We start from the raw sequence: 26,119 nt of genomic DNA, 5'->3' as shown, positions 1-26,119 counted from the left end.
GCAGAGGCCCGGTACGGATAGCGTCTGCACTATGTCTGATGCTGCGCAGCCCACCGCTGCCGAGGTACGCGCCGCCGCCGAGGCGGTCAAGACCGCGCTCGACCGCCACCTGGCCGCGGTCGAGCGGAGGACGGGTGAGGACGACCCGGCCGTCTACGAGGCGTTCAACGAGCTGGCCGCGGCCGCCGAGGAGTACGACGAACTGCTCTACGACCGTTATGACGAGGTCACGCCCTTCGAGATCCCCGGCACGGTGCCGCCCTACGCGGGACCGGAACCGGAAGCCGTCAGCGTACTGATCCGCAGGGACTACACCGTGGCGGAGCCCCAGCGGCTGCTGGCACAGGCACAGCGCGTGGAGGCCGTGGAGGAGGACCGCAACGGAGACGGCGATTCCGCCGGCTCCCTCGGCACCGCTCATGCCCTGGACATCGTGTTCGGCGAGTTCGAGGCCGACGAGATCGCCTCGCGGCACAAGGAGTTCGGACTGGAGGAGGGAGACTCCACGCTCTGGGTGACGGCGCTGGACGCACCGGCCGAACCCGGCGAATGGCTGGAGGCCCCCTTCGAGCAGCCCGACGAGGACCGGGTCATCTGCCGCTTCGACGCCAGCACCAGCTTCGAAGAGGACGACGGCGACGACCTGGACGACGAGCTCGTCCCCGGACCCGAACTGGACGACGACGAGGACCTGGAGCCCCTGGACGCGGATCGCTGAGCCCGTGCGGCCACGGCGGTGAGGACGGCGAGGCGGCGGTCACCCGAGGTCCGGGTGACCGCCGCTCTTCCCTCTGGGGAGGGGCCGGCGCGAGGCTCAACCGGCCGCCGGGACCTGTGCCTTGAGCAGGGCGGGCAGACGGGTCGTACGGGGCTTGGCCAGGACCTCGGTCACAGCCTGGGCCAGCGCCTGGTCCACGCCGTGCACCACGGACAGATGGCGCTCGGCGCGTCCGAAGGCCGTATACACCCAGGGCCGGCTCAGGGCCTGGGCGGCGTCACCGGGCAGCACGACCACCGCGGCCGGCCACCGTTGTCCCCCGGCCTGGTGCGCGGTCAGCGCCCACCCGTGCCGCACCGACTGCTCCACCCGCTCCTTCGGTACGACGACGGGGGCGCCCCCGCACTCCAGGTGCAGCCCCGCGGCGTCGGCCGTCACGACCCGGCCCGGCACCCCACGGCCCGGCGTGGGGGAGTAGACGACGCGGTCGCCGGGGTCGAAGCCGCCGAAGCGGCCAGGGCCGGGGTTCAGCCGCTCCTTCAGGGCGGCGTTCAGCGCGCGCGTACCGGCCGCGCCGCCGTGGCCCGGCGTGATCACCTGCGTCTGCTCGGCCGGGACCCCGATCGCCCGCGGCACGGAGTCCGCGACGAGCTGCACGGTCCGGTGGACCGCCTCACCGGCGTCCCGCACCGGCACGATCACGACCTCCTTGCCGGGCGCCTCGACCTGGTTCAGCTCACCGATCCCGATCCCTGAGACCAACTCGCCGAGGGGACCGGGGTCAGGCGTGCGCGAGGCGACCTGAGGGCAGACCCGGGCGGCGAGCAGGTCCGCGAAGACCCGGCCCGGCCCCGCCGACCACAGCACCCCCGGATCGCCGCTGAGTACCAGCCGGGCCCCGTCGGGCAGCGACTCGGCGAGCACGGCCGCGGCCTCGACGTCGAGCTGCGGGGCGTCGAGCACGACAAGGAGGTCCAGGTCCAGCGCCCCGTCCACGTCCCGCCCGGGGCCTTCGGCACCGGACAGGAGCCCGGCGACGGTGACCACGGCCCCGGCCACCGCACTCGTGGTCACGTCGGCGAGCAGCGCCGCGAACCTCCGTCGGCCGTCCGGGCTGTGCGCGGCCGCGTACGCGCGCAGGCCGAGTGCGTGCGCGGCGGCGACCAGAGCCGCGGGCTCCGCGCGGGATGCCTCGCCGCCGGTGTGCAGGACCAGGCCGTGCCCGGCGACCGCGCCGATCAGCTCCGCCGCGGAAGGCATGGCCGAGGCGACGGCCTGCTCCCAGGCGGCGGCCGAACCGTCCTCCTTGGGCACCGAGTTGATCACCCGGGCCAGTCCGTCGGCGAGGCTCTCCTCCGCGAGGGCGTACCGCTCCAGGCCGAGCAGGACACGGACCGGGCGTTCCTCGGTCTCCTCGCCCTCGTTCTCCCGGGCCGGGGCCGCCGTGTCGAGGGCGTCCTGGAAGGCCAGGGCGTCGCCCTCCGCGATGGTGCTCTGCACGGCCGCGTCCGGGTCCGGCACCGAGCGCCGGCTGAGCGCGGCGGTCAGGGCCGGGATCTCCAGGGCCGTGTGCCCCGCCAGCGCCGCCTGCTCCAGGAGCCAGACGGTGACCGCCCGGGCCCGCCGCTCGTCGTCGGGGCCGCACTCCGCGCCGAGCAGCGCCCGCGCGAACCCGTCGGCCTGTTCGGGCCGCACCCCTGCGACCCGCAGCAACTGCCAGGGATCCGCGCGCAGTTCACCCGCCGCACCCTCGCCGAGCGCGGCGGCTACCTGCGGTGCGAGGGTGCTGGGGGCGCCGCCCTCGGTCAGTACGGCCTGCACGGCCTCGACCGTCTCGCGTGCGGGAGCCGCCGGGCCCTCTGGGGCCGCGGGTGGTGCGGGTGGCGTGGGCTGTGGGCGCCGAACCGGCTCGGCCGCGGGCCTGCGCGGTGTGGGCTCCGGCCCACTGAACACCGGGGACGCGGGCTTCTGCCCGCCCTCCACGGCTCGTACGGCCGCGAGGAGGTCGGCAGCCGTGCCAGTGAGCCTGTTCCCGCTCTCGATCGGTGCCGTCTTCTCGGCCTTCCGCCGCTCGATCCGCTCCCGCTCGATCCGCTGGGCCGCCAACTCGGCCTCGGCCTCGGACCGATCGGACGCGGCGGCGTCGTCGGCCTCGGCCGCCTCCGCACCTCCCTGGGGCGCGTCCGTGCCGTCCTCGGGGGCATCCGGACCGCTCTCGGGGGCGTTCTCGTCGCCCGGGTGCCCCGGCTCGGCCGTCTCCGTGGGTTCGGGCTCCGTGCTCACAGCGTGCTCCAGTCGTGATCGGGATAGCGGTGCAGGGGCGCCGACACGTCGTCGAGAGCCCGGCAGATCTCGTCAGGAAGAGTAAGGGCCTCCACTGACAAAGCCGCCGTGAGCTGCTGCGCGTTGCGCGCGCCGACGATCGGGGCGGCCACCCCGGGGCGGTCGCGGACCCAGGCGAGGGCCACCTGGAGCGGGGTCGCGGCGAGACCGTCCGCCGCCGTCTGCACCGCGTCCACGATGCTGCTCGCCGTCTCGTCGAGGTACGGCGCGACGAAGGGGGCCAGGTGCTCGGAGGCGCCCCGTGAGTCGGCGGGCGTGGAGTGGCGGTACTTGCCCGTGAGGACGCCGCGGCCGAGCGGCGAGGACGGCAGCAGGCCGACGCCCAGGTCCAGGGCCGCGGGGAGCACCTCCCGCTCCACGCCGCGCTGGAGCAGCGAGTACTCCATCTGCGTACTGGCCAGTCGTGTGCGTATGCCCGGGGCCGCGAGCTGCCACGTGGCGGCCTTGGCGAGCTGCCAGCCGCAGAAGTTGGACACCCCCGCATACCGCGCTCGCCCGCTGCTGACCGCGAGGTCGAGTGCGTGGAGGGTCTCCTCCAGCGGGGTGCCGGCGTCGTAGGCGTGCACGTGCCACAGGTCCACGTAGTCCGTGCCGAGGCGGGCCAGGGAGGCGTCGAGCGCCGAGAGCAGATGGCCTCGTGAGCCGTCGAAGCGGCGGTCGGGGTCCGGCACGCTGCCGGCCTTGGTCGAGATGACCAGGTCCCGCCGTGGCACGAGCCCCTCCACGAGCTGCCCGAGCAGGTACTCGGACTCCCCGTCCCCGTAGACGTCCGCCGTGTCGACGAGGGTGCCGCCCGCCTCCCAGAACACCTTCAGCATGTCCGCGGCGTCGTGCTCGTCCGTGTCACGTCCCCAGGTCAGGGTGCCGAGCCCGATCCGGGACACACGCAGGCCGGTACGGCCGAGATGCCTCTGCTCCATGAACGCGACACTACTGTCCGGAACTCGCCGCGTGGAAAGCCTGTGGACAACCGACCCTCGCCCCCGCCGCCCCTACCCGTCCCATCCCGGGGGTTCAGGCCGACAGCGCACCCTCACCCACGCTACTGTCGACGCCACAAGCGACGTTACTGATCGGTAAGGGGAAGGCCATGCAGCTCGGGATCAACCTCGGCTACTGGGGCGCCGGAATGGACGCGGACAATCTCGCCGTGGCTCAGGAAGCCGATCGGCTGGGCTACGCCGTGTGCTGGGCCGCCGAGGCCTACGGCTCGGACGCGGCCACCGTACTCACCTGGGTCGCCGCCCAGACCACCCGCATCGACGTCGGCTCCGCCATCTTCCAGATCCCGGCCCGCCAGCCCGCGATGACCGCGATGACCGCGGCCACCCTGGACTCCCTCTCCGGCGGCCGTTTCCGCCTCGGTCTCGGCGTCTCCGGACCTCAGGTCTCCGAGGGCTGGTACGGAGTGAAGTTCGACAAGCCCCTCGCCCGCACCCGCGAGTACGTCGAGATCATCCGCAGGGCGATGACCCGCGAGCGGCTCTCGTACGAGGGCGAGCACTGGACCCTGCCCCTGCCCGGCGGCCCGGGCAAGCCGATCAAGCTGACCGTGCACCCGCAGCGCGAGCACATCCCGCTCTACATCGCCGCCATCGGCCCGAAGAACCTGGAGCAGACCGGTGAGATCGCCGACGGGGCGCTTCTCATCTTCCCGTCCGCGGCCCACCTCGAAGAGACCGCGATCACCCACCTGCGCGCGGGCCGGGAGAAGGCGGGCAAGACCCTCGACGGCTTCGACGTCTGCCCGACCCTGCCCCTCGCCTCCGGCGACGACAAGGACGTGACCGCCCTCGCCGACACCTTCCGCCCCTACACCGCGCTGTACGTCGGTGGCATGGGCAGCCGCAAGCAGAACTTCTACAACCAGCTCGCCCAGCGCATGGGCTACGAGAAGGAGGCCGCCGAGATCCAGGACAAGTACCTGGCCGGTGACAAGGCGGGTGCGGCGGCGGCCGTCCCGCACGAGTTGATCGACCAGACCACGCTGCTCGGCTCCGTCGACCGCATCGCCGACCGTATGAAGGCCTACGCCGAGGCCGGGGTCACCACACTCACGCTCGCGCCCGCCGGCTTCACGCTGGAGGAGCGGATCGCCTCGCTCCGGGCCGGCTCCGAGGCCCTGGAGCGGTCCGGGCTCGCATAGCCCGGGGCTCGCAACCGCAGAGGGAAAGGTTTCCGCGGCCGTGGTGGGGGCTCGGGGGGTCTTCCCCGCCACGGCCGTCACCGGACACAACGCCTCGTCACACCGCTTGGTTACGGAACCCCCTGGGAGCCCGCACCCCCGCCGTTCGGTGGATTTGTCCGACACACATGTTGCCGCACCCCTGTCACCGCATTTGACTCGTTCTTCGCGGAACCCTGCAGAGAGGTGCCTCAGATGCTTTCGGCCAAGAGTCTGTTCCAGGAGATCCTCGACAACGACGAGTCGTTCCGGCTGTTCTGCTCCATCGCGGCCAGCGGGGAGTCGCAGGGAGGCTGGGAGAACGCCCGCATCGCCGCGCTCGTCCCGCAGAGCGAGCGCGCGCTCGCAGCCAAGATCACCCGCCACGGCGCCGACGAGGACAAGCACGGGCGCATCTTCAACGCCCTCATGAAGAAGCGCGGCCTCGAACCCGTCGAGGTCCCGCCCGCCACCGACTACACCATGCTCCTGGAACAGAGCGGCATCGGCCTCGCCCACGAGAAACTCAAGGGCGACCAGCCACTCACCGTGCAGGACATCGTCATCTACCTGGCCCACAGCAGGGTCACCGAACAGCGCGCCTCCGAGGAGATGGAGCTCCTCCGCACGTACTTCGCCGACCACCCCGACATCGGGCGCGCGGTCAGGATGATCTCCAACGACGAGGACAACCACCTCGCGTACTGCCACGAGGAGTTGCTGCGCTTCGCGGCCGCGGGCCACGGCCGCGTGATCCAGCGCACCCTCCGCGAGTGCGCCCGCGCCGAGATCCGCGTCTACCGGGACGTCAGTCTCGCCGTGATGGCCGACATGGGCCGCATCCTCGGCTGGCCGAAGGCCAAGTCCGCCGTCCTCGCCGCCGGCATCCACGCCGTCTACCTGTACGAGCGCCTCGGCGGCTGGCGCCGCATGGTCTCCCTGAAGATGCCCGAGCGCCGCGACGCCCTGGGCGGACCGGCGACCGCCTCCGCCGAGTTCGCGTAACGCCCGGACGGCACGCGCGCGTGGAGCACGAGTGCGCGGCGTCGGGCGTACGGCACCGCCGTGGGGCCGTGACGCAGTAGTCCCGCCGTACGGTGGCCGGCGCACCCCGTCGGACGCTTACGCTGGGCGGCATGCCCACGTTGATCCTCGTCCGGCACGGACGGTCCACCGCCAACACCTCGGGGCTGCTCGCCGGGTGGACGCCCGGCGTCGCCCTGGACGAACGCGGAGCCGCGCAGGCCGCCGCGTTGCCCGGTCGCCTCGCCGGGCTGCCGGTCTCCGAGGTGGTCACCAGCCCGCTGCAGCGCTGCCAGGAGACGATCCAGCCACTTCTCGACGCCCGCCCGGACCTCAGCGCGCACACCGACGAACGCATCGGAGAGGCCCACTACGGCGACTGGTCCGGCCGCAAGCTCGCCGAGCTCAAGGACGAGCCGCTGATGCAGGTCGTCCAGGCGTATCCGTCGGCGGCCGAGTTCCCCGGCGGCGAGTCGATGCGGGCGATGCAGGACCGTGCCGTGGCGGCCGTACGCGAGTGGAACGCGCGCGTGGAGCGCGATCACGGCGCCGACGCCGTGTACGTCATGTGCTCGCACGGCGACATCATCAAGTCCCTTGTGGCGGACGCGCTCGGACTCCATCTCGACCTCTTCCAGAGGATCTCCGTGGAACCGTGTTCCATCACCGCGATCCGCTACACCCGGCTGCGACCGTTTCTCGTTCGCCTCGGCGACACCGGGGATTTCGCGTCACTTGCCCCCCGGGAGGAGCCGCCGAGCCCCGACGCTCCGGTCGGGGGCGATGCGGGCGCACCGTGATCGTCAACCGCAGTAGGGTGAAGCGGTCGCAGCGGTACAGCACGTGACAGTAGCCGCGGCGGTCGGTCCCGACGTCGATTCCAATGGAGACAGGACGTGTCCCGTCAGGTGTTCCTCTACGACCCCCCGGACCGCTTCGTGGCCGGTACGGTCGGGTTGCCCGGGCGCCGTACCTTCTTCCTGCAGGCCACCGCAGGTCAGCGCGTCACCAGCGTCGCCCTGGAGAAGACCCAGGTGGCCGCCCTCGCCGAGAGAATGGACGAGTTGCTCGACGAGGTCGTACGGCGCAGTGGCGGCAGCGCCGCCGTCCCGGCCGTGGCCCCCAGCGAGGTCCCCGACACGGCTCCGCTGGACACGCCGATCGAGGAGGAGTTCCGGGTCGGCACGATGGCGCTGGCCTGGGACGGTGACGAGCAACGCATGATCGTCGAGGCGCAGGCTCTGGTGGAGCTGGACGCCGACTCCGAGGAGGACCTGGCCGAGGCCGAGGAACGGTTGCTCCAGGACGAGGAGAACGGTCCGCCGATGCTCCGCGTCCGGCTCACCGGCGCGCAGGCCAGAGCGTTCGCCAAGCGCGCCCTCGACGTCGTCAACGCGGGACGCCCGCCGTGCCCGCTGTGCAGCCTGCCGCTCGACCCGGAGGGACACGTATGTCCGCGCCAGAACGGATACCGCCGCGGAGCCTGACCTCCGCCGCACTGCTCGCCGAGGGCGAGCTGACGGTGCGCGGCCGCATCCGGGAGGCGTCCAACGCGGCGCTGTACTGCACGGTGGCCTACGAGGGCAGGCAGGCCGCCTGCGTCTACAAGCCCGTCGCGGGCGAGCGACCGCTGTGGGACTTCCCCGACGGCACGCTCGCCCAGCGCGAGGTCGCGGCCTACGAGGTCTCCGAGGCGACCGGATGGGGGCTCGTACCGCCCACGGTGCTGCGCGACGGTCCGTACGGCGAGGGCATGTGCCAGCTGTGGGTAGACGGGCAGCCCGGTGACGAGCTCCTCGCCCTCGTGGACGGGGAGGAGCCGGGGGACGGCTGGAAGGCGATCGGGTTCGCCGAGGTCGGCGACGGGAAGACCGCTCTGCTGGTGCACGCCGACGACGCGCGGTTGCGGCGGCTCGCCGTCCTCGACGCGGTCATCAACAACGCCGACCGCAAGGGCGGCCATCTGCTTCCGGCCGACGGGGGCCGGTTGTACGGCATCGACCACGGGGTCACCTTCAACGTCGAGAACAAGCTGCGCACCCTGCTGTGGGGGTGGGCGGGGGAGCCCCTCACGGAGGAGGCGACCGAGGTGCTGACCACGCTGCGGGTCGACCTGGGCGAGGGCGGCGCGCTGGCGCTGCGGCTGGCGGAGCTGATCACCACCGCCGAACTGGACGCCACCCGTGCACGGGTCGAGGCACTGCTCACTTCCGGCACCCACCCGGAGCCGAGCGGCGAGTGGCCGGCGATCCCCTGGCCTCCGGTCTGAGACCCGCGGGGAACCGCACGAGCGACCACCACGATCCAGGGCCCCCGCGCGCCGCCCCGCATACCCGGAAGGTTTGCGCAAGAGTGCCGTCCCGGCCATCCGGCCCGGTCCGGTTCGTATGCGGAACTTCCGTCCGGTTAGGCTCATGACATGCATGCCTGGCCCGCTTCTGAGGTCCCCGCCCTGCCCGGCAAGGGCCGCGACCTCCGGATCCACGACACCGCGACCGGCGGTCTGGTCTCCCTCGACCCCGGTCCCGTCGCCCGTCTCTACGTCTGCGGGATCACTCCCTACGACGCGACCCACATGGGTCACGCGGCGACCTACAACGCGTTCGACCTCGTGCAGCGCGTGTGGCTCGACACCAAGCGGCAGGTTCACTACGTGCAGAACGTCACCGACGTCGACGATCCGCTGCTGGAACGCGCGGACCGCGACGGCATCGACTGGACGGGCCTCGCCGAGAGGGAGACCGCCCTCTTCCGCGAGGACATGACCGCCCTGCGGATGCTGCCCCCGCAGCACTACATCGGTGCCGTCGAGGCCATACCGGGGATCGTCCCGCTCGTGGAGCGGCTACGGGAAGCCGGCGCCGCGTACGAGCTCGAAGGTGACATCTACTTCTCCGTCGAGGCCGACCCGAACTTCGGCAGGGTGTCCAACCTGGACGCTGCCGCGATGCGCCTGCTCTCCGCCGAGCGAGGGGGCGACCCGGAACGCCCGGGCAAGAAGAACCCGCTCGACCCGATGCTCTGGATGGCCGCCCGTGAGGGCGAGCCGAGCTGGGACGGCGGCTCGCTCGGCCGCGGCCGGCCCGGCTGGCACATCGAGTGTGTCGCCATCGCCCTCGACCATCTCGGCATGGGCTTCGACGTCCAGGGCGGGGGATCGGACCTCGTCTTCCCGCACCACGAGATGGGCGCCTCGCACGCCCAGGTGCTGACCGGTGAGTTCCCCATGGCCAAGGCGTACGTGCACGCCGGGATGGTCGCTCTCGACGGCGAGAAGATGTCGAAGTCGAAGGGCAATCTCGTCTTCGTGTCCACGCTGCGGCGCAGCGGCGTCGACTCCGCGGCCATACGGCTCGCCCTGCTCGCCCACCACTACCGCTCCGACTGGGAGTGGACCGACCAGGTCCTCGCGGACGCCGTCGCGCGGCTCGACCGCTGGCGCGCCGCCGTGTCACGGCCCGACGGCCCGCCCGCGGAGGCGTTGGTCGAGGAGATCCGTGAGGCCCTCGCCCACGACCTGGACGCCCCGGCCGCGCTCGCCGCGGTCGACCGCTGGGCCGCCCTCCAGAAGGAGCAGGGCGGTACGGACGAGGGCGCGCCCGGAGTCGTGTCCCGTGCGGTGGACGCCCTCCTCGGCGTGGCTCTGTAGGCCGTTGCACGAAGGGCGCCGGGCGGGGTCGTCTCCCGTCCTGCGCCCTTCGTCTCTAAGGGAGCAGACGTGCCGTCACCTTCCGGCCGACCGCTGTCGGGACCCTGTCGAGACGCTGTCGGACGACTGTGGACTGCTGCGGGGGCGTGCGACATGTGATGGGGTGACAGCGGAAGTTGACCGCCCGACCGGCCAACTGCCGGTCCCCACGCGGAAGGACGCGCAGTGGCACCTGCACCCCCGCACTCAGCCTTCGCACACCACCTCAGTCGGCGCGGCATGCTCATGGCCGGAGCCATGACCGCCGGTGCCGTGCTCCTCGGATCACCGGCCGGCGCGGCCGTGGGGTCGGCGAAGACCGGGCCCGGCGTGATCCCGCTGCCGGACGGCTTCCGCCCCGAGGGCATCACGATCGGCGGCGGCCCGTACGCCTACCTCGGCTCGCTGGGAGACGGCTCGATATACCGCGCCGACCTGCGCACCGGAGAGGGCCGGATCATCTCGACCGGACCCGGAACGCCGTCGGTCGGGCTCAAACTCGACGACCGGGGGCGGCTGTTCGTCGCCGGGCGCGGTGAGGGCGCCCGCGTGGTGGACGCCCGTACGGGGGAGATCCTCGCCTCGTACCCGCTCACCACGGCGACCCCGACCTTCGCCAACGACGTGTTCCTGACCGGGCGCACGGCCTGGTTCACGGACTCCTACCAGCCCGCGCTCTACGCCCTGCCGCTCGGCTGGGGCGGTGCGCTGCCGGACGCGGACGACGTCGTGAGGGTCGGCCTGAGCGGCGACTGGAGTCAGGTCCCCGGCGAGGTCGTGAACGCCAACGGCATCACCCGCACCCCCGACGGCACGGCGCTTCTCGTCGTACAGTCCGGGGTCGGCGCTCTCCACCGCGTCGACCCGAGGACCGGGGTCACCCGACTGGTCGACCTCGGTGACGCGGCCCCGCTCACCAACGGCGACGGACTGCTCCTGATCGGACGGACGCTGTACGTCGTGCAGAACCGGCAGAACGCGATCGACGTGTTCACGCTCGCCGCGGACGGCACCAGCGGCGTCTTCCGGAAACGCGTCACGGACCCGGACTTCGACGTGCCGACCACCGTGGCCGAGTACAACGGGACGCTCTACCTGCCCAACGCCCGGTTCACCACCACGCCGGCGCCGGACACGACGTACGCCGTCGTCGCCGTCAGGCGCTGAGCAGCGCGAACACCCAGCACACCAGAGGGGCGGTGCGCCATGCGCACCGCCCCTTCCCGGCGTCTCAGTCGTCCGACGACTCGTCGTCGTCGGGTCCCGGCCGCTGCGGCTTCGGCGGGCGTGTCCGGCCGCCGGGGTTGTCCCGCAGGTACGGGGCGGTGTCGCCGCCGTCCGCCGTGGCGTGTCCGCCGGCGGACGGGCCCGGCCCGCCGACGTCCCGTCTGCGCAGATAGCGCTCGAACTCGCGGGCGATGGCCTCGCCGGACGCCTCGGGCAGCTCGGCGGTGTCCCGGGCCTCCTCCAGCGTCTGCACGTACTCGGCGACCTCGCTGTCCTCGGCGGCCAGCTGGTCCACGCCCACCTGCCACGCGCGCGCGTCCTCGGGCAGCTCGCCCAGCGGGATGCGTACGTCGATGAGGTCCTCCAGGCGGTTCAGGAGGGCCAGCGTGGCCTTCGGGTTCGGTGGCTGCGACACGTAGTGCGGGACCGCCGCCCACAGCGAGACCGCCGGGACGCCCGCGTGCGTGCACGCCTCCTGGAGGATGCCGACGATGCCCGTGGGGCCCTCGTACTTGGTCTCCTCCAGGTCCATCCGCCGGGCCAGGTCCGGGTCGGACGTGACCCCGCTGACCGGGACCGGACGCGTGTGCGGGGTGTCGCCGAGCAGGGCGCCCAGGATGACCACCAACTCCACGCCCAGCTCATGGGCGAAGCCCAGCAGTTCGTTGCAGAACGAGCGCCAGCGCATGGACGGTTCGATGCCGCGGACCAGCACCAGGTCCCGGGGTTTCTCACCGCCGACCCTGACCACCGACAACCTGGTCGTCGGCCAGGTGATCTTGCGTACGCCCGCGTCCATCCACACCGTGGGGCGGTTGACCTGGAAGTCGTAGTAGTCCTCGGCGTCCAGCGCCGCGAACACCTCGCCCTTCCACTCCCTGTCCAGATGCGCGACCGCGGTGGAAGCGGCGTCGCCGGCGTCGTTCCAGCCTTCGAACGCGGCCACCATGACTGGGTCGATCAGCTCGGGAACTCCCTCCAGCTCGATCACCCAGCGCCTCCTTCCGACGTGCCCTCGCGTACGTCCCAACCTTACGGCGTGCCACGGGGGCCTTAGCAGCCCCCTTGCACGGGGCAGTGAACGGATCACTGCCCCGTTCGCCACCCCGGAACACCCGACGGGCAGCCGAGCCGTCACCGGCGGCTCACAGGGTCGAGCGCAGCCACTGCTCCACCGACGCGATGTGCACCGTGGCCCACGAGCGGGCCGCCTCCCCGTCGCGGTCGCGGAGAGCGGCGAGGATCATGCGGTGTTCGTGGAGCGTGCGGCTGACCGCGTCCTCCTGGGTGAGGCCGCGCCAGATCCGGGCCCGGGTCGTGGGCCCGGAGAGCCCGTCCAGCAGGGAGCAGAGCACCGAGTTGCCGGAGCTCTGCACGATGCCCCGGTGGAAGTCCAGGTCGCAGGCCACGAGCTCCTCCACGGACGGCGTCTCGCCCAGCTTGTCCAGCTGGGCGCTCAGCGCGTCCAGTTGCTGCTCGCTGATGCGGGAGGCCGCCATCGCGGTGGCCGCCGGCTCCAGGATGCGCCGCACCGCGAGGAACTCCAGGACCGTGTCGTCGCGGTGGAAGTCGACGACGAAGCTCAGCGCCTCCAGCAGCAGCTGCGGGTCCAGACTGGTGACGTAGGTGCCGTCGCCCTGCCGTACGTCCAGGATGCGGATCAGCGACAGCGCCCGGACCGCCTCGCGCAGCGAGTTGCGGGACAGTCCGAGCTCGGACGCGAGCTCGCTCTCTTTCGGCAGGCGGTCGCCGGGGCGCAGCGCGCCGGAGACGATCATTCCCTTGATCTTCTCGATCGCCTCATCGGTGACTGCCATGGCGTGCCTCCCTGTTGCTCAGACATCCGATGTCTGCGGGTCATTATGCGGCAAAAAGTCATGCAGGGGTGCCCACCTGCGGAAACCAGCGGCACGCCGGTCCCGTGCCGACTGTGTGCAGGTGGTAAAGGGCGTGACGTCGTGCGATCACGTCGGCACACTTTGTCCATGGACAACCAACGGGGGCCGGACGACTGGCAGTCACCGTCCGAGGTGCACAACATCGTCCAGGACAGCACCGTCGAGTACCTGATCCAGGCCGGACACGTGCACGGCAACCTCGTGGTGAACCTGCCGCCCAGCCACGACCCCACGGACACCGCCGCCGAGGAACTGGCCCGCGCCGTCCGCGCACGGTGGTCGGCCGAGGCCGCGGCGTGGGAACTCGGTGACACCGACGCGCCGCTCGCCGTGCGCTGGCTCGCTCGCTGGACGCCGTCCGTGGACACCGAAGCCGCCGTCCGCAGCGACCGGCTCGGTGACGTCGTCGACTCCCTGTGCCGACTCGACCCGCGCCGCCTCGTCGTGCTCGGCGGCCCCGGTTCCGGAAAATCGACCCTGCTCGCCATGACCGTCGTGCGCCTGGCCGAGCGGCACCTGGGCGATGTGACCCGGAGCGTGCGCGGCGACCGCACCACACCCGTTCCCGTGCTGCTGTCGCTTGAGTCGTGGGACGCGGAGACCGTGGCGTTCCGCGACTGGCTGGTGGGGAGTATCCAGGAAGACCACCCGGGGCTCCCGCGGACGGCCGGGGAACATCCGGCCCGCCGCCTGGTACGCGACGGCCGCGTGCTCGCCGTGCTCGACGGCCTCGACGAACTCCCCGGCCACCGCAGGGCCGCGGTCGTCCGCCAACTGAACTCCGCGCCACGGGAGTCGGGCTTCGTCCTGGCCTCCCGCACCGAGGAGTACCGCGCCCTCGGACTGCGGGTGGCCGGCGCCTCCGACATCGAGGCGCTCCCGGTCACCCCCCGCGACGCGGCCCGCCACCTGCTGCTCACATCCCCCGACGCACAGCACGAGAGGTGGGGCCAGGTGGCCGAGGACCTGGCCGACCACCCCGAGGGCCCGCTCGCACGCGCGCTGACGACCCCGCTGATGATCTGGCTCGCCCGCCGCGCGTACAGCGGCCCGTACACCGACCCGGTGAACCTCACCGCCCGGACCCGGCTGCCCACCCGCGAGGCCGTGGAGAACCACCTGATGGACGCGGTGATCCCGGCGGCCTTCGCGCCCCTCGCCCACGACACGGAGCGACTGCACGCGCCCGGCCGCTGGAACGCGGTGCGCGCCCGGGGCTGGCTCACCTTCCTCGCCCGTGAACTCGACCGCCGCCGCACCGCCGAGTTCTCGTGGTGGAGGCTGGTCCGGGCACGGGCGGCACGATTACTCGCCGTACCCACCCTGTTCGCCGTGTGCGTCGCACTCGCCGAGTCGGTGCTGACAGTCACCGGATGGGCGCAGGACACCTATGGGGATTCGGTCCTTCCCGTGCGCTTCTTGGAGCACACGTATCTGTTCGGCGGTTTCGTCCAGGGCATGGGCCTGATGCTGGCGACGCTGTTCTGGTTCGGCGACCGGTTCTGGGAGCCGCGCCGACGGGCCAACCCCTTCAAGGCGGGTGCCGCCCTGCGCGCCGCGTCCCGTGCCGTCTCCGCACGGCGGGCTCTGACGGCCGCCGCCGTCCTCGTCGTACCGACCGTGTTGCTCCTGCTCCTGCGCCAGAGCGCGTACCACGCCGATGCCTTCATCGCCGAGACCCTGCTGGACTTCGTCCTGCCGGCCCTGGTGATGGCCGTGATCGCCGCGCCGTCGGACGCCGTCGACGCCGCCACCCCCGACGACCTGCTCGCCGACGAGCGCCGCACCGCGCTGATCACACTCTGCGTCGTCGCCCCGCTGATCGGGCTCGGCACCGGCGTGAACGTCCTGCTCAGCGAGGGCGGCCCCGTGAGCGTCTGGACCGCCTCCGTGGAGAGCTTCACCGGAGCCGTGATGGTGCTCGTGGTCCTGAGCCCGTGGTTCGTGTGGGTGGTCTCCAAGGCGTGGCTCGCGGTCCTGGGACGGGTGCCCTGGTCGCTCATGGAGTTCCTGCGCGACGCGTACCGTCAGGGGCTGCTCCAGCGGTACGGAGGCGTGTACCGCTTCCGGCACCTGCGGCTCCAGGAACACCTGGCGGGACGCGTCCGGCCCGTGGAACCCACGTCTGTCGCCCCGGTGGCGCCGCGGCGGCAGCCCCTCGTGGTCACGGGACCCCAGCCGCAACGCCCGCCCGCCGCCGCGCCGTTGCCGAGCTTCTCGGACATGCTGGACAATCCGCCGCCGATGCGTGAACTGCGCGGCTACACCGTGTCCTTCACCGAACAGGCGTACGTCATGACCGGCCGCGACCGGCGTCTGCCGCTGGGCCACTGGGTGTGGTGCGGCATGTTCATGATCGTCGCGTTGCTGCGCCTGGCCGCGACCGGCAACTGGGACACCCTGACGAGCTGGATCAGCGTGCTGTTCTGGCCCGTCTTCGCCCTGCTCATCAACATCGTGGCGTTCCTGCTGCCCAGGACCCCACTGGAGCTGCGCGTCGACGCCCAGGGGATCACGTCCCGTATGGGACGCCACCGGGCCGCGTACGCCTGGCACGACGTCCTGGCGGTCCGCGTCCGGCAGGTCCACGTCCGCGGCCGCAACCAGCGTGTGCACGGCCCGCACGTCCGGCTCAGGCCCGGGGCGCCGGAACCGAAGCGGGTGTTCCACGGCCGCGACGGCTGGTATCTGGTGCTGCCGATGCAGGTGCGCCCGGTCCTGCCACCGGACGTGGCGGAGGCGTTCGTCCGCTTCTCCGGAGGCCGCTGGCAGGGCTGACGCCATCACGTGCCCGCGGGAGTCACTCCTTGTCGAGCAGGTCCCGCACCTTGCCGCGGACGTCGTCCGTGTCCAGGCCCCGGATCGTCAGCGTCGTCCGGCGGCGCAGCACGTCGTCCGCCGTCTCGGCCCACTCGTTGTCGCGGGCGTAGACGACCTGTGCCCAGATCTCCGGCGCGTCCGGGTGGACGCGTTCGCCCAGCTCGGGGTCGTCGTTGGCGAGGCGGGCGATGTCGAAGGCGAGCGAACCGTAGTGCGTGGCCAGGTGCCGCGCCGTGTCGGGCGCCATACGCGGGCCGGGCGCCGGGCGGTCGACCAGAAGCCGGTGGGCGACCGCGCGCGGGTTGGCGACGCCCGGCAGCGGCAGCCTCTTCGGGAGTGAGGCGATCGGTTCGAAGTCCTCGCCCAGCGGGCGGCCCGGCAGCGCCTGAAGCTTCTTCATGACCGTACGGCCGATGTGGCGGAACGTGGTCCACTTGCCGCCCGCGACCGAGAGCATCCCGCCCCTGCCCTCCGTCACGACCGTCTCCCGCTTCGCCTTCGACGTGTCGCCGGGGCCGCCCGGCAGCACCCGCAGACCCGCGAACGCGTAGGTGATCAGGTCGCGCGACAGCTGCTGGTCGCGGATCGACAGCGCGGCCTCGTCGAGTATCTGAGCCGTGTCCTTCTCGGTGACCGCGACCTCGGCCGGGTCGCCCACGTACTCCTCGTCGGTGGTGCCGAGCAGCAGCATGTCCTCCCAGGGGAGGGCGAAGGTGATGCGGTACCTGTCGATCGGGGTGGCGAGCGCGGCCCGCCACGGCGAGGTGCGCTTCAGCACCAGGTGCGCGCCCTTGGACAGACGGATGGAGGGGGCCGCGTCCGGGTTCTCCATACGGCGCAGGTGGTCGACCCACGGGCCGGTCGCGTTCAGCACGAGACGGGCGTTCACGCCGAACTCGTCGCCGGACAGCCGGTCCTTGAGCTCCGCGCCCGTGACCCGGCCCCGGGTGAAGCGCAGACCGGTGACCTCGGCGTGGTTGAGGACGACGGCGCCCGCCTCGACGGCCGCGCGGACCGTCATCAGCGCCATCCGGGAGTCGTTCATCTGGTCGTCGCCGTACACGGCCACGGCCCTGAGGTTGTCCGTACGCAGCTCGGGCACGTCCTGCGCGGCCTTCGCCGGGCTCAGCAGGTGGCCCACCCCGTCGCCGAACGCCGACAGCGCGGAGTAGGCGAACACGCCCGCCCCGAGCTTCGCCGCGCCGTGCGGGCCGCCCTTGTACACGGGGAGGTAGAACGTGAGCGGGTTGGCCAGGTGGGGGGCCACCTGGCGGGAGACCGCACGGCGCTCGAAGTGGTTCTCCGCCACCAGCCTCACCGCACCGGTCTGCAGATAGCGCAAACCTCCGTGAAGCAGCTTGGAGGAGGCGGAGGAGGTGGCGCCGGCGAAGTCGCCGGCGTCGACCAGCGCCACCCTGAGCCCGGACTGCGCGGCATGCCAGGCGGTGGAGATGCCCAGGATGCCGCCGCCGATGACGAGGAGGTCGTACGACGCCTTGGCGAGCTGCTCCCGGGTCTCGGCGCGGGTCGGGTTCGACCCGGCTGCCGGGCGCGTGCCCAGGGTGGGCAGGGCCTGCAGGGTGGACTGACTGGTCATGCGGTTCTTACTCCTCGTCAGTTCTCAGCAGCTCAAGGAAGCGCCGGCTAGGTGGCGCCAGGCGGCTCTCAGCAGCTCTGGGCAGCGCTAGTCGGCGTCGTCGGCGATCCAGCCCATGGTCCGCTCGACGGCCTTGAGCCAGTTCTTGTACTCACGGTCGCGGTGCTCCGCGTCCATGCGGGGGGTCCACTCGGCGGCACGGCGCCAGTTGCGGCGCAGGTCGTCGGTGCCGGCCCAGAAGCCGACGGCGAGACCGGCCGCGTACGCCGCGCCGAGGCAGGTGGTCTCGGCCACCATCGGCCGCACCACGGGGGCGTCCAGGAAGTCCGAGAGCGTCTGCATCAACAGGTTGTTGGAGGTCATGCCGCCGTCGACCTTGAGCGCGGAGAGCTCGACGCCGGAGTCCTTGGTCATCGCGTCGGTGATCTCCCGGGTCTGCCAGGCGGTGGCCTCCAGGACGGCGCGCGCGAGGTGCGCCTTGGTGACGTACCGGGTGAGGCCCGCGATCACACCGCGGGCGTCGGAGCGCCAGTACGGGGCGAACAGGCCGGAGAAGGCCGGTACGAAGTACGCGCCGCCGTTGTCCTCGACCGAGAGCGCCAGCGTCTCGATCTCGGCGGCGGTGGAGATCAGGCCCATCTGGTCGCGCATCCACTGCACCAGCGAACCGGTGACGGCGATCGAGCCCTCCAGGGCGTAGACCGGCTTCTCGTCGCCGATCCGGTAGCCCACGGTGGTCAGCAGCCCGCTGTACGAGTTGATGATCTTCTCACCGGTGTTCATCAGCATGAAGGTGCCGGTGCCGTAGGTGGACTTGGCCTCGCCCTCGGCGAAACAGGTCTGGCCGAACAGGGCCGCCTGCTGGTCGCCGAGCGCGGAGGCGACCGGGATGCCGCCGAGCAGCTCGCCCAGCCTGCCGCCGGTGATCTCGCCGTACACCTCGGCGGAGGAGCGGATCTCCGGCAGCATCTGCTGCGGCACGCCGATTGAGGCGCAGATCTTGTCGTCCCACTCCATGGTGTGGAGGTTCATCAGGAGGGTGCGGGAGGCGTTGGTGACGTCGGTGACGTGGCGTCCGCCGTTGACCCCGCCCGTCAGGTTCCAGATGACCCAGGAGTCCATCGTGCCGAACAGGATGTCGCCGGCCTCGGCGCGCTCACGCAGGCCCTCGACGTTGTCCAGCAGCCAGCGGGCCTTGGGACCGGCGAAGTAGGAGGCGAGGGGGAGACCGGTCTCGCGACGGAAACGGTCCTGGCCGACGTTGCGCCCGAGCTCCTTGCAGAGCGCGTCGGTGCGGGTGTCCTGCCAGACGATGGCGTTGTGGACGGGCTCACCGGTGTTCTTGTCCCAGAGCAGCGTGGTCTCACGCTGGTTGGTGATGCCGATGGCCTTGATGTCGTCGCGGGTGATGCCGGCCTTCTCTATGGCTCCGGCGACGACCTCCTGGACGTTGGTCCAGATCTCGGTGGCGTTGTGCTCGACCCAGCCCGGCTTGGGGAAGATCTGCTCGTGCTCCTTCTGGTCGACGGAGACGATACGGCCGTCTCGGTCGAAGACGATGCAGCGGGACGAGGTCGTGCCCTGGTCGATGGCGGCGATGAACGGGCCCTGGCCGTGGGAAGCGATGCCGGCGCGGGTGTCGGTCACGGGATGCTCCTGAATCTCTGCGATCTCTGCGGACAAGCGGCTGTCGGTGGGGCGCGGTGTTCGTGGCCCGATGGGCCGTGGTTTCAGCGGTGCCGGCAGGCGTGGTGCTCTCAGGCGAAGGCGAGCCTGTAGATGCCTGCGGCGAGCGCGCCGCCGATCAGCGGGCCGACCACGGGGACCCAGGCGTAGCTCCAGTCCGAGCCGCCCTTGTTGGGCAGCGGCAGCAGGGCGCGCGTGATCCGCGGACCGAGATCACGGGCCGGGTTGATCGCGTACCCGGTCGGGCCACCGAGCGAGAGGCCGATGGACACGACCACGAGGGCGGTGATCAGGGCGCCCAGGGTACCGAGGCCCTTGCCGCTGTCGTTCAGGCCCTGGGTGAGGACGGCGAGGACGAGCACGAGGGTGCCGATGATCTCGGTGGCCAGGTTCTGGGCCGCGTTCCGGATCTCGGGGCCGGTGGAGAAGATCCCGAGCACGGGGCCCGCACCGGCCTCCCGCGCCTCGACGGCCTTGGCCTTGGTGGCCTGCGCGCCGGGACCGCCGACGATCTCCCGGTCGGTGAGGTGCGCGTGGAACTGTCCGTAGTACGCGACCCAGACCAGCGCGGCACCGATCATGGCGCCGAGCATCTGGCCCGCCCAGTACGTCGGCACGTTGCTCCAGTCGCCGTCCTTGATGGCGATCGCGAGGGTCACGGCCGGGTTCAGATGGGCACCCGACAGCGGCGCCGAGGTGTAGACCGCCGTCAGAACGGCGAAACCCCATCCGAAGGTGATGGCGAGCCAGCCGGCGTTACGGGCCTTGGAGGCCTTCAGCGTGACGGCGGCGCAGACGCCCGCGCCGAGCAGGATGAGTACGGCGGTACCGATGGTCTCGCCGATGAAGATGTCGGAGCTGGACACCCGCGACTCCTTTGTCCTTCGTCCAGGGAAGGCGGAACCCCGGGTCCCTCCGGAGGTCCGTGCCCTCGGGGGTGAGAGCGATGCCGGCCCGTGGCGTTGTCACACCCTAGCGCGGATTACCGATAAGTGTTCGACAATGCCGACCGATGGACGGGAGTCTGGCTTTGGCTCCAGGCGCACGTCAAGGGGTCCGTTGTCGAAAACGCGATCGTTATGGAGCGCGGCCGGTTGTCGATCTCCCGCTGGTAGCCGCATGCGTGCGGTGCGCTGCCGGGTGTGTACGCGCACCCGGGTTCGGGTGCGTGCGGTGCGCTGCGGAGCCGGGTGCGCCCCTGCCGCGATCAGAACCGTGCGGCACCCAGATCCCGGGACACCGAGCGTGCGCAGTCCCGCACCGCCGCGATCAGCTCCGGGCGTACCTCGCCGTCGCGACACACCCGCTCCACGGCGCCGGTGATGCCGACCGCGCCCACCGGCATACGGCGCCGGTCGTGGATGGGCGCGGCGATGGACGCGACGCCCTCCCAGGTCTCCTCGACGTCGACCGCGTACCCACGCGCGCGCGTGAGGTCGAGGACGCCCTCGAACTCGCCCAGCTCGCAGATGGTCCGGTCCGTGAACGCCTTCCGGTGGCCCTCCACGACCTCGCTGTGCGCCACCGGGTCGTACGCCGAGAGCACCTTGCCCAGCGCCGTGGAGTGCAGCGGCTGCATGGCCCCGATCTCCAGGACCTGCCGGCTGTCGTCCGGCCGGAAGACGTGGTGCACGATCAGCACGCCCTGCTGGTGCAGCACCCCCAGGTAGACGCTCTCCCCGCTGGAGCGGGCCAGGTCGTCGGTCCACACCAGGGCGCGCGCCCGCAGCTCGTGCACGTCGAGGTAGGTGGTGCCCAGGCGCAGCAGCTCGGCGCCCAGCTGGTAGCGCCCGGAGGCGTCGTCCTGCTCGACGAAGCCCTCCTGCTGGAGGGTGCGCAGTATGCCGTGGGCCGTGCCCTTGGCGAGGCCCAGCGACGAGGCGATGTCCGAGAGGCCCAGTCGCCGCTCGCCGCCCGCGAGCAGCCGCAGCATCGCGGCCGCCCGTTCGAGCGACTGGATGTTCCGTGCCATCGCCGTCCTGCCTCCGTCCCCTTCGGCCGTCGGTGCGCGCCTCCACTGACACCGTTCGGCATTGTCGAACACTACCCGCCGTCGTCGATCCGCCGCCAATGGCGGACACGGCCTTTTCGGCGGATCACCCCCGACGAGCCCCGCACGTTCACGCGCGCCGTCGGAGTAAACCGCATGTCGCGGGGTGTGGACGCATGTCGCGTCGGCGAGGGGCCCGCCCGTCCCGGGGGCCGCCGCGTCCGTCCGTCTCGTGGACGGGTCGGCCGACCGCGCCCGCTCCGGGCTACCCTGGCCGGGTGCGCCTTCCGCAAGGAGCCGCAAAGCCGACAGCCGTCGCACCCCAGGGAGCACCTTTATGGCCTCGTTGCCGAATCCGTCCCCTACGTCCGCCGCTTCCGACAGCCGGACCCGATCCGACGCCCTGCGCCATGCTCTGGCCACCCGTGTGGTGGTGGCCGACGGTGCGATGGGCACGATGCTGCAGGCGCAGGAACCGACGCTGGAGGACTTCGAGAACCTTGAGGGCTGCAACGAGATCCTGAACCTGACCCGCCCGGACATCGTGCGCTCGGTGCACGAGGAGTACTTCGCGGTGGGCGTGGACTGCGTGGAGACGAACACCTTCGGGGCGAACTTCTCCGCCCTCGGTGAGTACGACATTCCCGGGCGCGTGTACGAGCTGTCCGAGGCGGGCGCGCGGATCGCGCGTGAGGTCGCCGACGAGTTCACGGTGTCGACGGGACAGCAGCGTTGGGTGCTGGGTTCCATGGGCCCTGGCACGAAGCTGCCGACGCTCGGGCACGCCCCGTACCCCACGCTGCGGGACGCCTACCAGCAGAACGCCGAGGGCCTGATCGCGGGCGGCGCGGACGCGCTGCTGGTGGAGACGACGCAGGACCTGCTGCAGACCAAGGCGGCCGTGCTCGGTGCCCGCCGCGCCCTGCAGTCGTCCGGTCTGGACCTGCCGCTGATCGTGTCGGTGACGGTGGAGACGACCGGCACGATGCTGCTCGGCTCGGAGATCGGTGCCGCGCTGACCGCGCTGGAGCCGCTGGGCATCGACATGATCGGGCTGAACTGCGCGACCGGCCCGGCCGAGATGAGTGAGCACCTGCGGTATCTGGCCCGCCACTCCCGTATCCCGCTGTCCTGCATGCCGAACGCCGGTCTGCCCGTTCTCGGCAAGGACGGCGCGCACTACCCGCTGACGGCCCCCGAACTCGCCGACGCCCAGCAGACGTTCGTGCGTGAGTACGGGCTGTCGTTGGTGGGCGGCTGCTGCGGCACCACCCCGGAGCACCTGCGCCAGGTCGTCGAGCGGGTGCGCGAGCTCACCCCGACGCGGCGCGACCCCCGGCCCGAGCCCGGCGCCGCCTCCCTCTACCAGACGGTCCCCTTCCGTCAGGACACGTCCTACCTGGCGATCGGCGAGCGCACGAACGCCAACGGCAGCAAGAAGTTCCGTGAGGCCATGCTGGAGGGCCGCTGGGACGACTGTGTGGAGATGGCCCGCGAGCAGATCCGCGAGGGCGCCCACATGCTCGACCTGTGCGTGGACTACGTCGGCAGGGACGGCGTCGCCGACATGCGGGAACTCGCCGGCCGGTTCGCGACCGCGTCCACGCTGCCGATCGTCCTGGACTCCACCGAGGTCGATGTCATCGAGGCCGGACTGGAGCGGCTGGGTGGCCGCGCGGTGATCAACTCGGTCAACTACGAGGACGGCGACGGACCGGAGTCCCGTTTCGCGAAGGTCACAACGCTCGCCCGGGAGCACGGCGCCGCACTGATCGCGCTGACCATCGACGAGGAGGGACAGGCCCGCACCCCCGAGAAGAAGGTGGAGATCGCCGAGCGGCTGATCGCGGACCTGACGGGGAACTGGGGGATCCACGAGGAGGACATCCTCGTCGACTGTCTGACCTTCACCATCTGCACCGGTCAGGAGGAGTCCCGCAAGGACGGCATCGCCACCATCGAGGCGATCCGTGAGCTCAAGCGCCGTCATCCGCGGGTGCAGACCACCCTGGGCCTGTCGAACATCTCCTTCGGCCTCAACCCGGCCGCCCGCATCCTGCTCAACTCCGTCTTCCTGGACGAGTGCGTCAAGGCGGGCCTGGACTCGGCGATCGTGCACGCGTCGAAGATCCTGCCGATCGCCCGGTTCAACGAGGAGGAGGTCCGGACCGCTCTCGACCTCATCCACGACCGCCGCACCGAGGGCTACGACCCGCTGCAGAAGCTGATGGCGCTGTTCGAGGGTGCCACGGCCAAGTCGCTGAGGGCGGGCAAGGCCGAGGAACTGGCCGCGCTGCCCCTGGAGGAGCGCCTCAAGCGCCGCATCATCGACGGCGAACGCAACGGCCTGGAGGCCGATCTGGACGCGGCCCTGCAGGACCGTCCGGCCCTGGACATCGTCAACGTCACACTGCTGGACGGCATGAAGGTCGTCGGCGAGCTGTTCGGCTCCGGCCGGATGCAGCTGCCGTTCGTCCTCCAGTCCGCCGAGGTGATGAAGGCAGCCGTCGCCTACCTCGAACCGCACATGGAGAAGACCGACGCCGACGGCAAGGGCACCATCGTGCTCGCCACCGTCCGCGGCGACGTGCACGACATCGGCAAGAATCTCGTCGACATCATCCTGTCCAACAACGGCTACAACGTCGTCAACCTCGGCATCAAGCAGCCGGTCTCCGCGATCCTGGAGGCGGCCGAGGAGCACCGGGCCGATGTCATCGGCATGTCCGGGCTCCTGGTCAAGTCCACGGTGATCATGAAGGAGAACCTGGAGGAGCTCAACCAGCGCGGCCTTGCCACCGACTACCCGGTCATCCTCGGCGGCGCGGCGCTGACCCGTGCGTACGTGGAGCAGGACCTGCACGAGTTGTACGAGGGCGAAGTCCGGTACGCGCGGGACGCGTTCGAGGGGCTGCGGCTGATGGACGCCCTGATCGGCGTCAAGCGGGGCGTGCCCGGAGCGGTCCTGCCGGAACTGAGGCAGCGCCGCGTCAAGGCCACCCCGGCCCGCACGGTCGTCGAGGAGCGGCCGGAGGAGGGCCATGTCCGCTCCGACGTCGCCACCGACAACCCCGTCCCGGCCCCGCCGTTCTTCGGTACCCGCGTCGTCAAAGGCATCCAGTTGAAGGAGTACGCGTCCTGGCTGGACGAGGGTGCCCTGTTCAAGGGCCAGTGGGGTTTGAAGCAGACGCGTACCGGTGACGGACCGTCGTACGAGGACCTGGTCGAGACGGAGGGGCGGCCGCGGCTGCGCGGACTGCTGGACAGGCTCCAGACCGAGGGCCTCCTCGAAGCGGCCGTGGTCTACGGCTACTTCCCCTGCGTGTCCAAGGACGACGACCTGATCATCCTGGACGAGCAGGGCAACGAGCGCACCCGCTTCACCTTCCCGCGCCAGCGCCGGGGCCGCCGGCTGTGCCTGGCCGACTTCTTCCGCCCGGAGGAGTCCGGCGAGAGGGACGTCGTGGGCCTGCAGGTCGTCACCGTCGGCTCGAAGATCGGGGAGGAGACGTCCCGTCTCTTCGAGTCCAACTCCTACCGCGACTACCTCGAACTCCACGGCCTGTCCGTGCAGTTGGCCGAGGCCCTCGCCGAGTACTGGCACGCACGCGTACGCGCCGAACTCGGTTTCGCGGGAGAGGACCCCGCGGCGATCGAGGACATGTTCGACCTCAAGTACCGCGGAGCCCGCTTCTCGCTCGGCTACGGCGCCTGCCCCGACCTGGAGGACCGCGCCAAGATCGCCGAGCTGCTGGAACCCGAGCGGATCGGTGTGAAACTCTCCGAGGAGTTCCAGCTGCATCCCGAGCAGTCCACCGACGCGATCGTCATCCACCACCCCGAGGCGAAGTACTTCAACGCCCGCTAGGGGTGTCGAGCACGATGCAGGGGGCACGAGCGTCGCGTTCCCGCCCGTCCGTTTGACGACACGACCCGGCCGGTGCATGTGTGGGCCCTTTGAGTGCCCACGTGTGTGGAGCTCAAACCGAGCGTTTCGTCGAACGGCGTCGTAAACTGGTCGATCCACCGCAGGCCGGTTCCCCATCAGGGAACCGGCCTGCTCGTCCCACAAGGAGGTGCGCCGGATGACGACAACGGTCCCCGCGCTCGGTACCCAGACGGCCGAAGGCTCAGCACTGCAGGCTGTGCTCCTCGACATGGACGGAACCCTGGTGGACACCGAGGGATTCTGGTGGGACGTCGAGGTCGAGGTCTTCGCGGGCCTCGGTCACGCACTCGACGACTCCTGGCGCCATGTCGTGGTCGGCGGCCCCATGACCCGCAGTGCCGGCTTCCTCATCGAGGCCACGGGCGCCGACATCACCCTCGCCGAGCTCACCGTGCTGCTCAACGACGGGTTCGAGGACCGCATCGGGCGTACGCTGCCGCTGATGCCGGGCGCCGCCAGACTGCTGGCCGAGCTCGCCGCGCACGGCATTCCCACGGCCCTGGTCTCCGCCTCCCACCGGCGCATCATCGACCGCATCCTGACCTCGCTCGGCCCGCAGCACTTCTCCCTCTCCGTCGCGGGAGACGAGGTGGAGCGGACCAAGCCGCACCCCGACCCGTATCTGCTGGCGGCCGCCGGGCTGGGCGCCGACCCGGCCAGATGCGCGGTCATCGAGGACACGGCGACGGGAGTCGCGGCCGCCGAGGCCGCCGGCTGCCACGTGGTCGCGGTCCCCTCGGTGGCGCCCATCGCGCCCGCCGTCCGGCGCACGATCGTCACCTCGCTCGAAGAAGTCGATCTTTCTTTTCTCCGGGGGTTGGTGGCCCTCTGACCACGGAAATCCAGGTCCTGTTCACCCAGGGTGCCTCATTGAATACGCGATAATGCAAAGGGCTTCGCGCCTTCGTCGCGTGGCAATTCGATTCGATGCGCCCTGGCTGAATTCCCCTACTGGCCCATGCAAACGGCCCTGTGATGTTCATCACCAGCCGCAGGGTCGACAAGGGGGCCTGCCT

General features: G+C 71.3%; 19 protein-coding genes. 11 read left to right on the top strand and 8 right to left on the bottom strand.

Annotated elements, in window-relative coordinates; genetic code table 11:
- The first annotated feature begins 31 nt into the window (after positions 1 to 31).
- Complete coding sequence (locus IE262_RS14375; protein ID WP_134040347.1) at positions 32 to 718, top strand: hypothetical protein; 687 nt, start codon at positions 32 to 34, stop codon at positions 716 to 718.
- A gap of 96 nt (positions 719 to 814) precedes the next feature.
- On the opposite strand, the gene IE262_RS14370 is transcribed toward IE262_RS14375, so the two are convergent.
- Both IE262_RS14370 and IE262_RS14365 read right to left on the bottom strand, forming a co-directional pair.
- Positions 815 to 3,001 carry a helix-hairpin-helix domain-containing protein gene (locus tag IE262_RS14370; RefSeq protein ID WP_189873910.1) on the bottom strand — a complete coding sequence of 729 codons (2,187 nt, stop codon included), beginning with the start codon at positions 2,999 to 3,001 and terminating at the stop codon, positions 815 to 817.
- Positions 2,998 to 3,981, bottom strand: a complete 984-nt coding sequence (locus tag IE262_RS14365; RefSeq protein ID WP_189873908.1) for an aldo/keto reductase — start codon at positions 3,979 to 3,981, stop codon at positions 2,998 to 3,000. Before IE262_RS14365 ends, IE262_RS14370 begins: the two co-directional genes overlap by 4 nt.
- A 170-nt stretch (positions 3,982 to 4,151) precedes the next feature.
- On the opposite strand from IE262_RS14365, the gene IE262_RS14360 reads away from it, so the two are divergent.
- The 7 genes from IE262_RS14360 to IE262_RS14330 all read left to right on the top strand — a co-directional run bounded on the left by IE262_RS14360 (position 4,152) and on the right by IE262_RS14330 (position 11,103).
- Positions 4,152 to 5,207 carry an LLM class F420-dependent oxidoreductase gene (locus IE262_RS14360; protein WP_134040353.1) on the top strand — a complete coding sequence of 352 codons (1,056 nt, stop codon included), beginning with the start codon at positions 4,152 to 4,154 and terminating at the stop codon, positions 5,205 to 5,207.
- 234 nt (positions 5,208 to 5,441) lie between these two features.
- Complete coding sequence (locus IE262_RS14355) at positions 5,442 to 6,230, top strand: ferritin-like domain-containing protein (protein WP_134040355.1); 789 nt, start codon at positions 5,442 to 5,444, stop codon at positions 6,228 to 6,230.
- A 131-nt stretch (positions 6,231 to 6,361) separates the two neighbouring features.
- Positions 6,362 to 7,048, top strand: coding sequence for a histidine phosphatase family protein (locus IE262_RS14350; RefSeq protein WP_134040357.1), 687 nt, complete (start codon positions 6,362 to 6,364; stop codon positions 7,046 to 7,048).
- 96 nt (positions 7,049 to 7,144) lie between these two features.
- The gene (locus IE262_RS14345) at positions 7,145 to 7,735 is read left to right on the top strand and encodes a DUF3090 domain-containing protein (RefSeq protein ID WP_189873906.1); all 591 of its coding nucleotides are present in this window, start codon (positions 7,145 to 7,147) and stop codon (positions 7,733 to 7,735) included.
- Positions 7,699 to 8,517, top strand: coding sequence for an SCO1664 family protein (locus tag IE262_RS14340; RefSeq protein ID WP_134040361.1), 819 nt, complete (start codon positions 7,699 to 7,701; stop codon positions 8,515 to 8,517). Before IE262_RS14345 ends, IE262_RS14340 begins: the two co-directional genes overlap by 37 nt.
- 150 nt (positions 8,518 to 8,667) lie before the next feature.
- Positions 8,668 to 9,897, top strand: coding sequence for a cysteine--1-D-myo-inosityl 2-amino-2-deoxy-alpha-D-glucopyranoside ligase (mshC, locus tag IE262_RS14335; RefSeq protein ID WP_134040363.1), 1,230 nt, complete (start codon positions 8,668 to 8,670; stop codon positions 9,895 to 9,897).
- A gap of 279 nt (positions 9,898 to 10,176) precedes the next feature.
- On the top strand, positions 10,177 to 11,103 hold the full coding sequence (locus IE262_RS14330; RefSeq protein ID WP_189874083.1) for an SMP-30/gluconolactonase/LRE family protein: 927 nt from the start codon (positions 10,177 to 10,179) through the stop codon (positions 11,101 to 11,103).
- 64 nt (positions 11,104 to 11,167) lie between these two features.
- Here IE262_RS14330 and IE262_RS14325 read toward each other — a convergent pair whose 3' ends face one another.
- On the bottom strand, positions 11,168 to 12,154 hold the full coding sequence (locus tag IE262_RS14325; RefSeq protein ID WP_134040366.1) for a PAC2 family protein: 987 nt from the start codon (positions 12,152 to 12,154) through the stop codon (positions 11,168 to 11,170).
- 154 nt (positions 12,155 to 12,308) lie between these two features.
- The gene (locus tag IE262_RS14320; protein ID WP_134040368.1) at positions 12,309 to 12,980 is read right to left on the bottom strand and encodes a FadR/GntR family transcriptional regulator; all 672 of its coding nucleotides are present in this window, start codon (positions 12,978 to 12,980) and stop codon (positions 12,309 to 12,311) included.
- Positions 12,981 to 13,148: 168 nt separating this feature from the next.
- Here IE262_RS14320 and IE262_RS14315 point away from each other — a divergent pair, with 168 nt between their 5' ends.
- Complete coding sequence (locus IE262_RS14315; RefSeq protein WP_189873904.1) at positions 13,149 to 15,839, top strand: NACHT domain-containing protein; 2,691 nt, start codon at positions 13,149 to 13,151, stop codon at positions 15,837 to 15,839.
- Positions 15,840 to 15,861: 22 nt separating this feature from the next.
- Here IE262_RS14315 and IE262_RS14310 read toward each other — a convergent pair whose 3' ends face one another.
- The 4 genes from IE262_RS14310 to IE262_RS14295 form a co-directional block, all read right to left on the bottom strand.
- Positions 15,862 to 17,478 carry a glycerol-3-phosphate dehydrogenase/oxidase gene (locus IE262_RS14310; RefSeq protein WP_189873902.1) on the bottom strand — a complete coding sequence of 539 codons (1,617 nt, stop codon included), beginning with the start codon at positions 17,476 to 17,478 and terminating at the stop codon, positions 15,862 to 15,864.
- Between the two features lie 87 nt (positions 17,479 to 17,565).
- Positions 17,566 to 19,104 carry a glycerol kinase GlpK gene (gene glpK, locus IE262_RS14305; RefSeq protein ID WP_134040394.1) on the bottom strand — a complete coding sequence of 513 codons (1,539 nt, stop codon included), beginning with the start codon at positions 19,102 to 19,104 and terminating at the stop codon, positions 17,566 to 17,568.
- Between the two features lie 131 nt (positions 19,105 to 19,235).
- Positions 19,236 to 20,030 (bottom strand): MIP/aquaporin family protein, encoded by a 795-nt coding sequence (locus IE262_RS14300; RefSeq protein WP_189873900.1) that lies wholly within the window; start codon positions 20,028 to 20,030, stop codon positions 19,236 to 19,238.
- A 341-nt stretch (positions 20,031 to 20,371) separates the two neighbouring features.
- Complete coding sequence (locus IE262_RS14295) at positions 20,372 to 21,136, bottom strand: IclR family transcriptional regulator (RefSeq protein ID WP_134040375.1); 765 nt, start codon at positions 21,134 to 21,136, stop codon at positions 20,372 to 20,374.
- Positions 21,137 to 21,491: 355 nt separating this feature from the next.
- On the opposite strand from IE262_RS14295, the gene metH reads away from it, so the two are divergent.
- Together metH and IE262_RS14285 are read left to right on the top strand one after the other, a co-directional pair.
- Complete coding sequence (gene metH, locus IE262_RS14290; RefSeq protein ID WP_189873898.1) at positions 21,492 to 25,022, top strand: methionine synthase; 3,531 nt, start codon at positions 21,492 to 21,494, stop codon at positions 25,020 to 25,022.
- Between the two features lie 217 nt (positions 25,023 to 25,239).
- Positions 25,240 to 25,935 (top strand): HAD family hydrolase, encoded by a 696-nt coding sequence (locus tag IE262_RS14285; protein WP_189873896.1) that lies wholly within the window; start codon positions 25,240 to 25,242, stop codon positions 25,933 to 25,935.
- The last annotated feature ends 184 nt before the right edge of the window (positions 25,936 to 26,119 follow it).

This window comes from Streptomyces bluensis (assembly GCF_014650715.1).
GTDB lineage: Bacteria > Actinomycetota > Actinomycetes > Streptomycetales > Streptomycetaceae > Streptomyces > Streptomyces bluensis.
The sequence above is the reverse complement of the archived record's forward strand: the minus strand, read 5'-3'. Positions and strand labels throughout refer to the sequence as shown.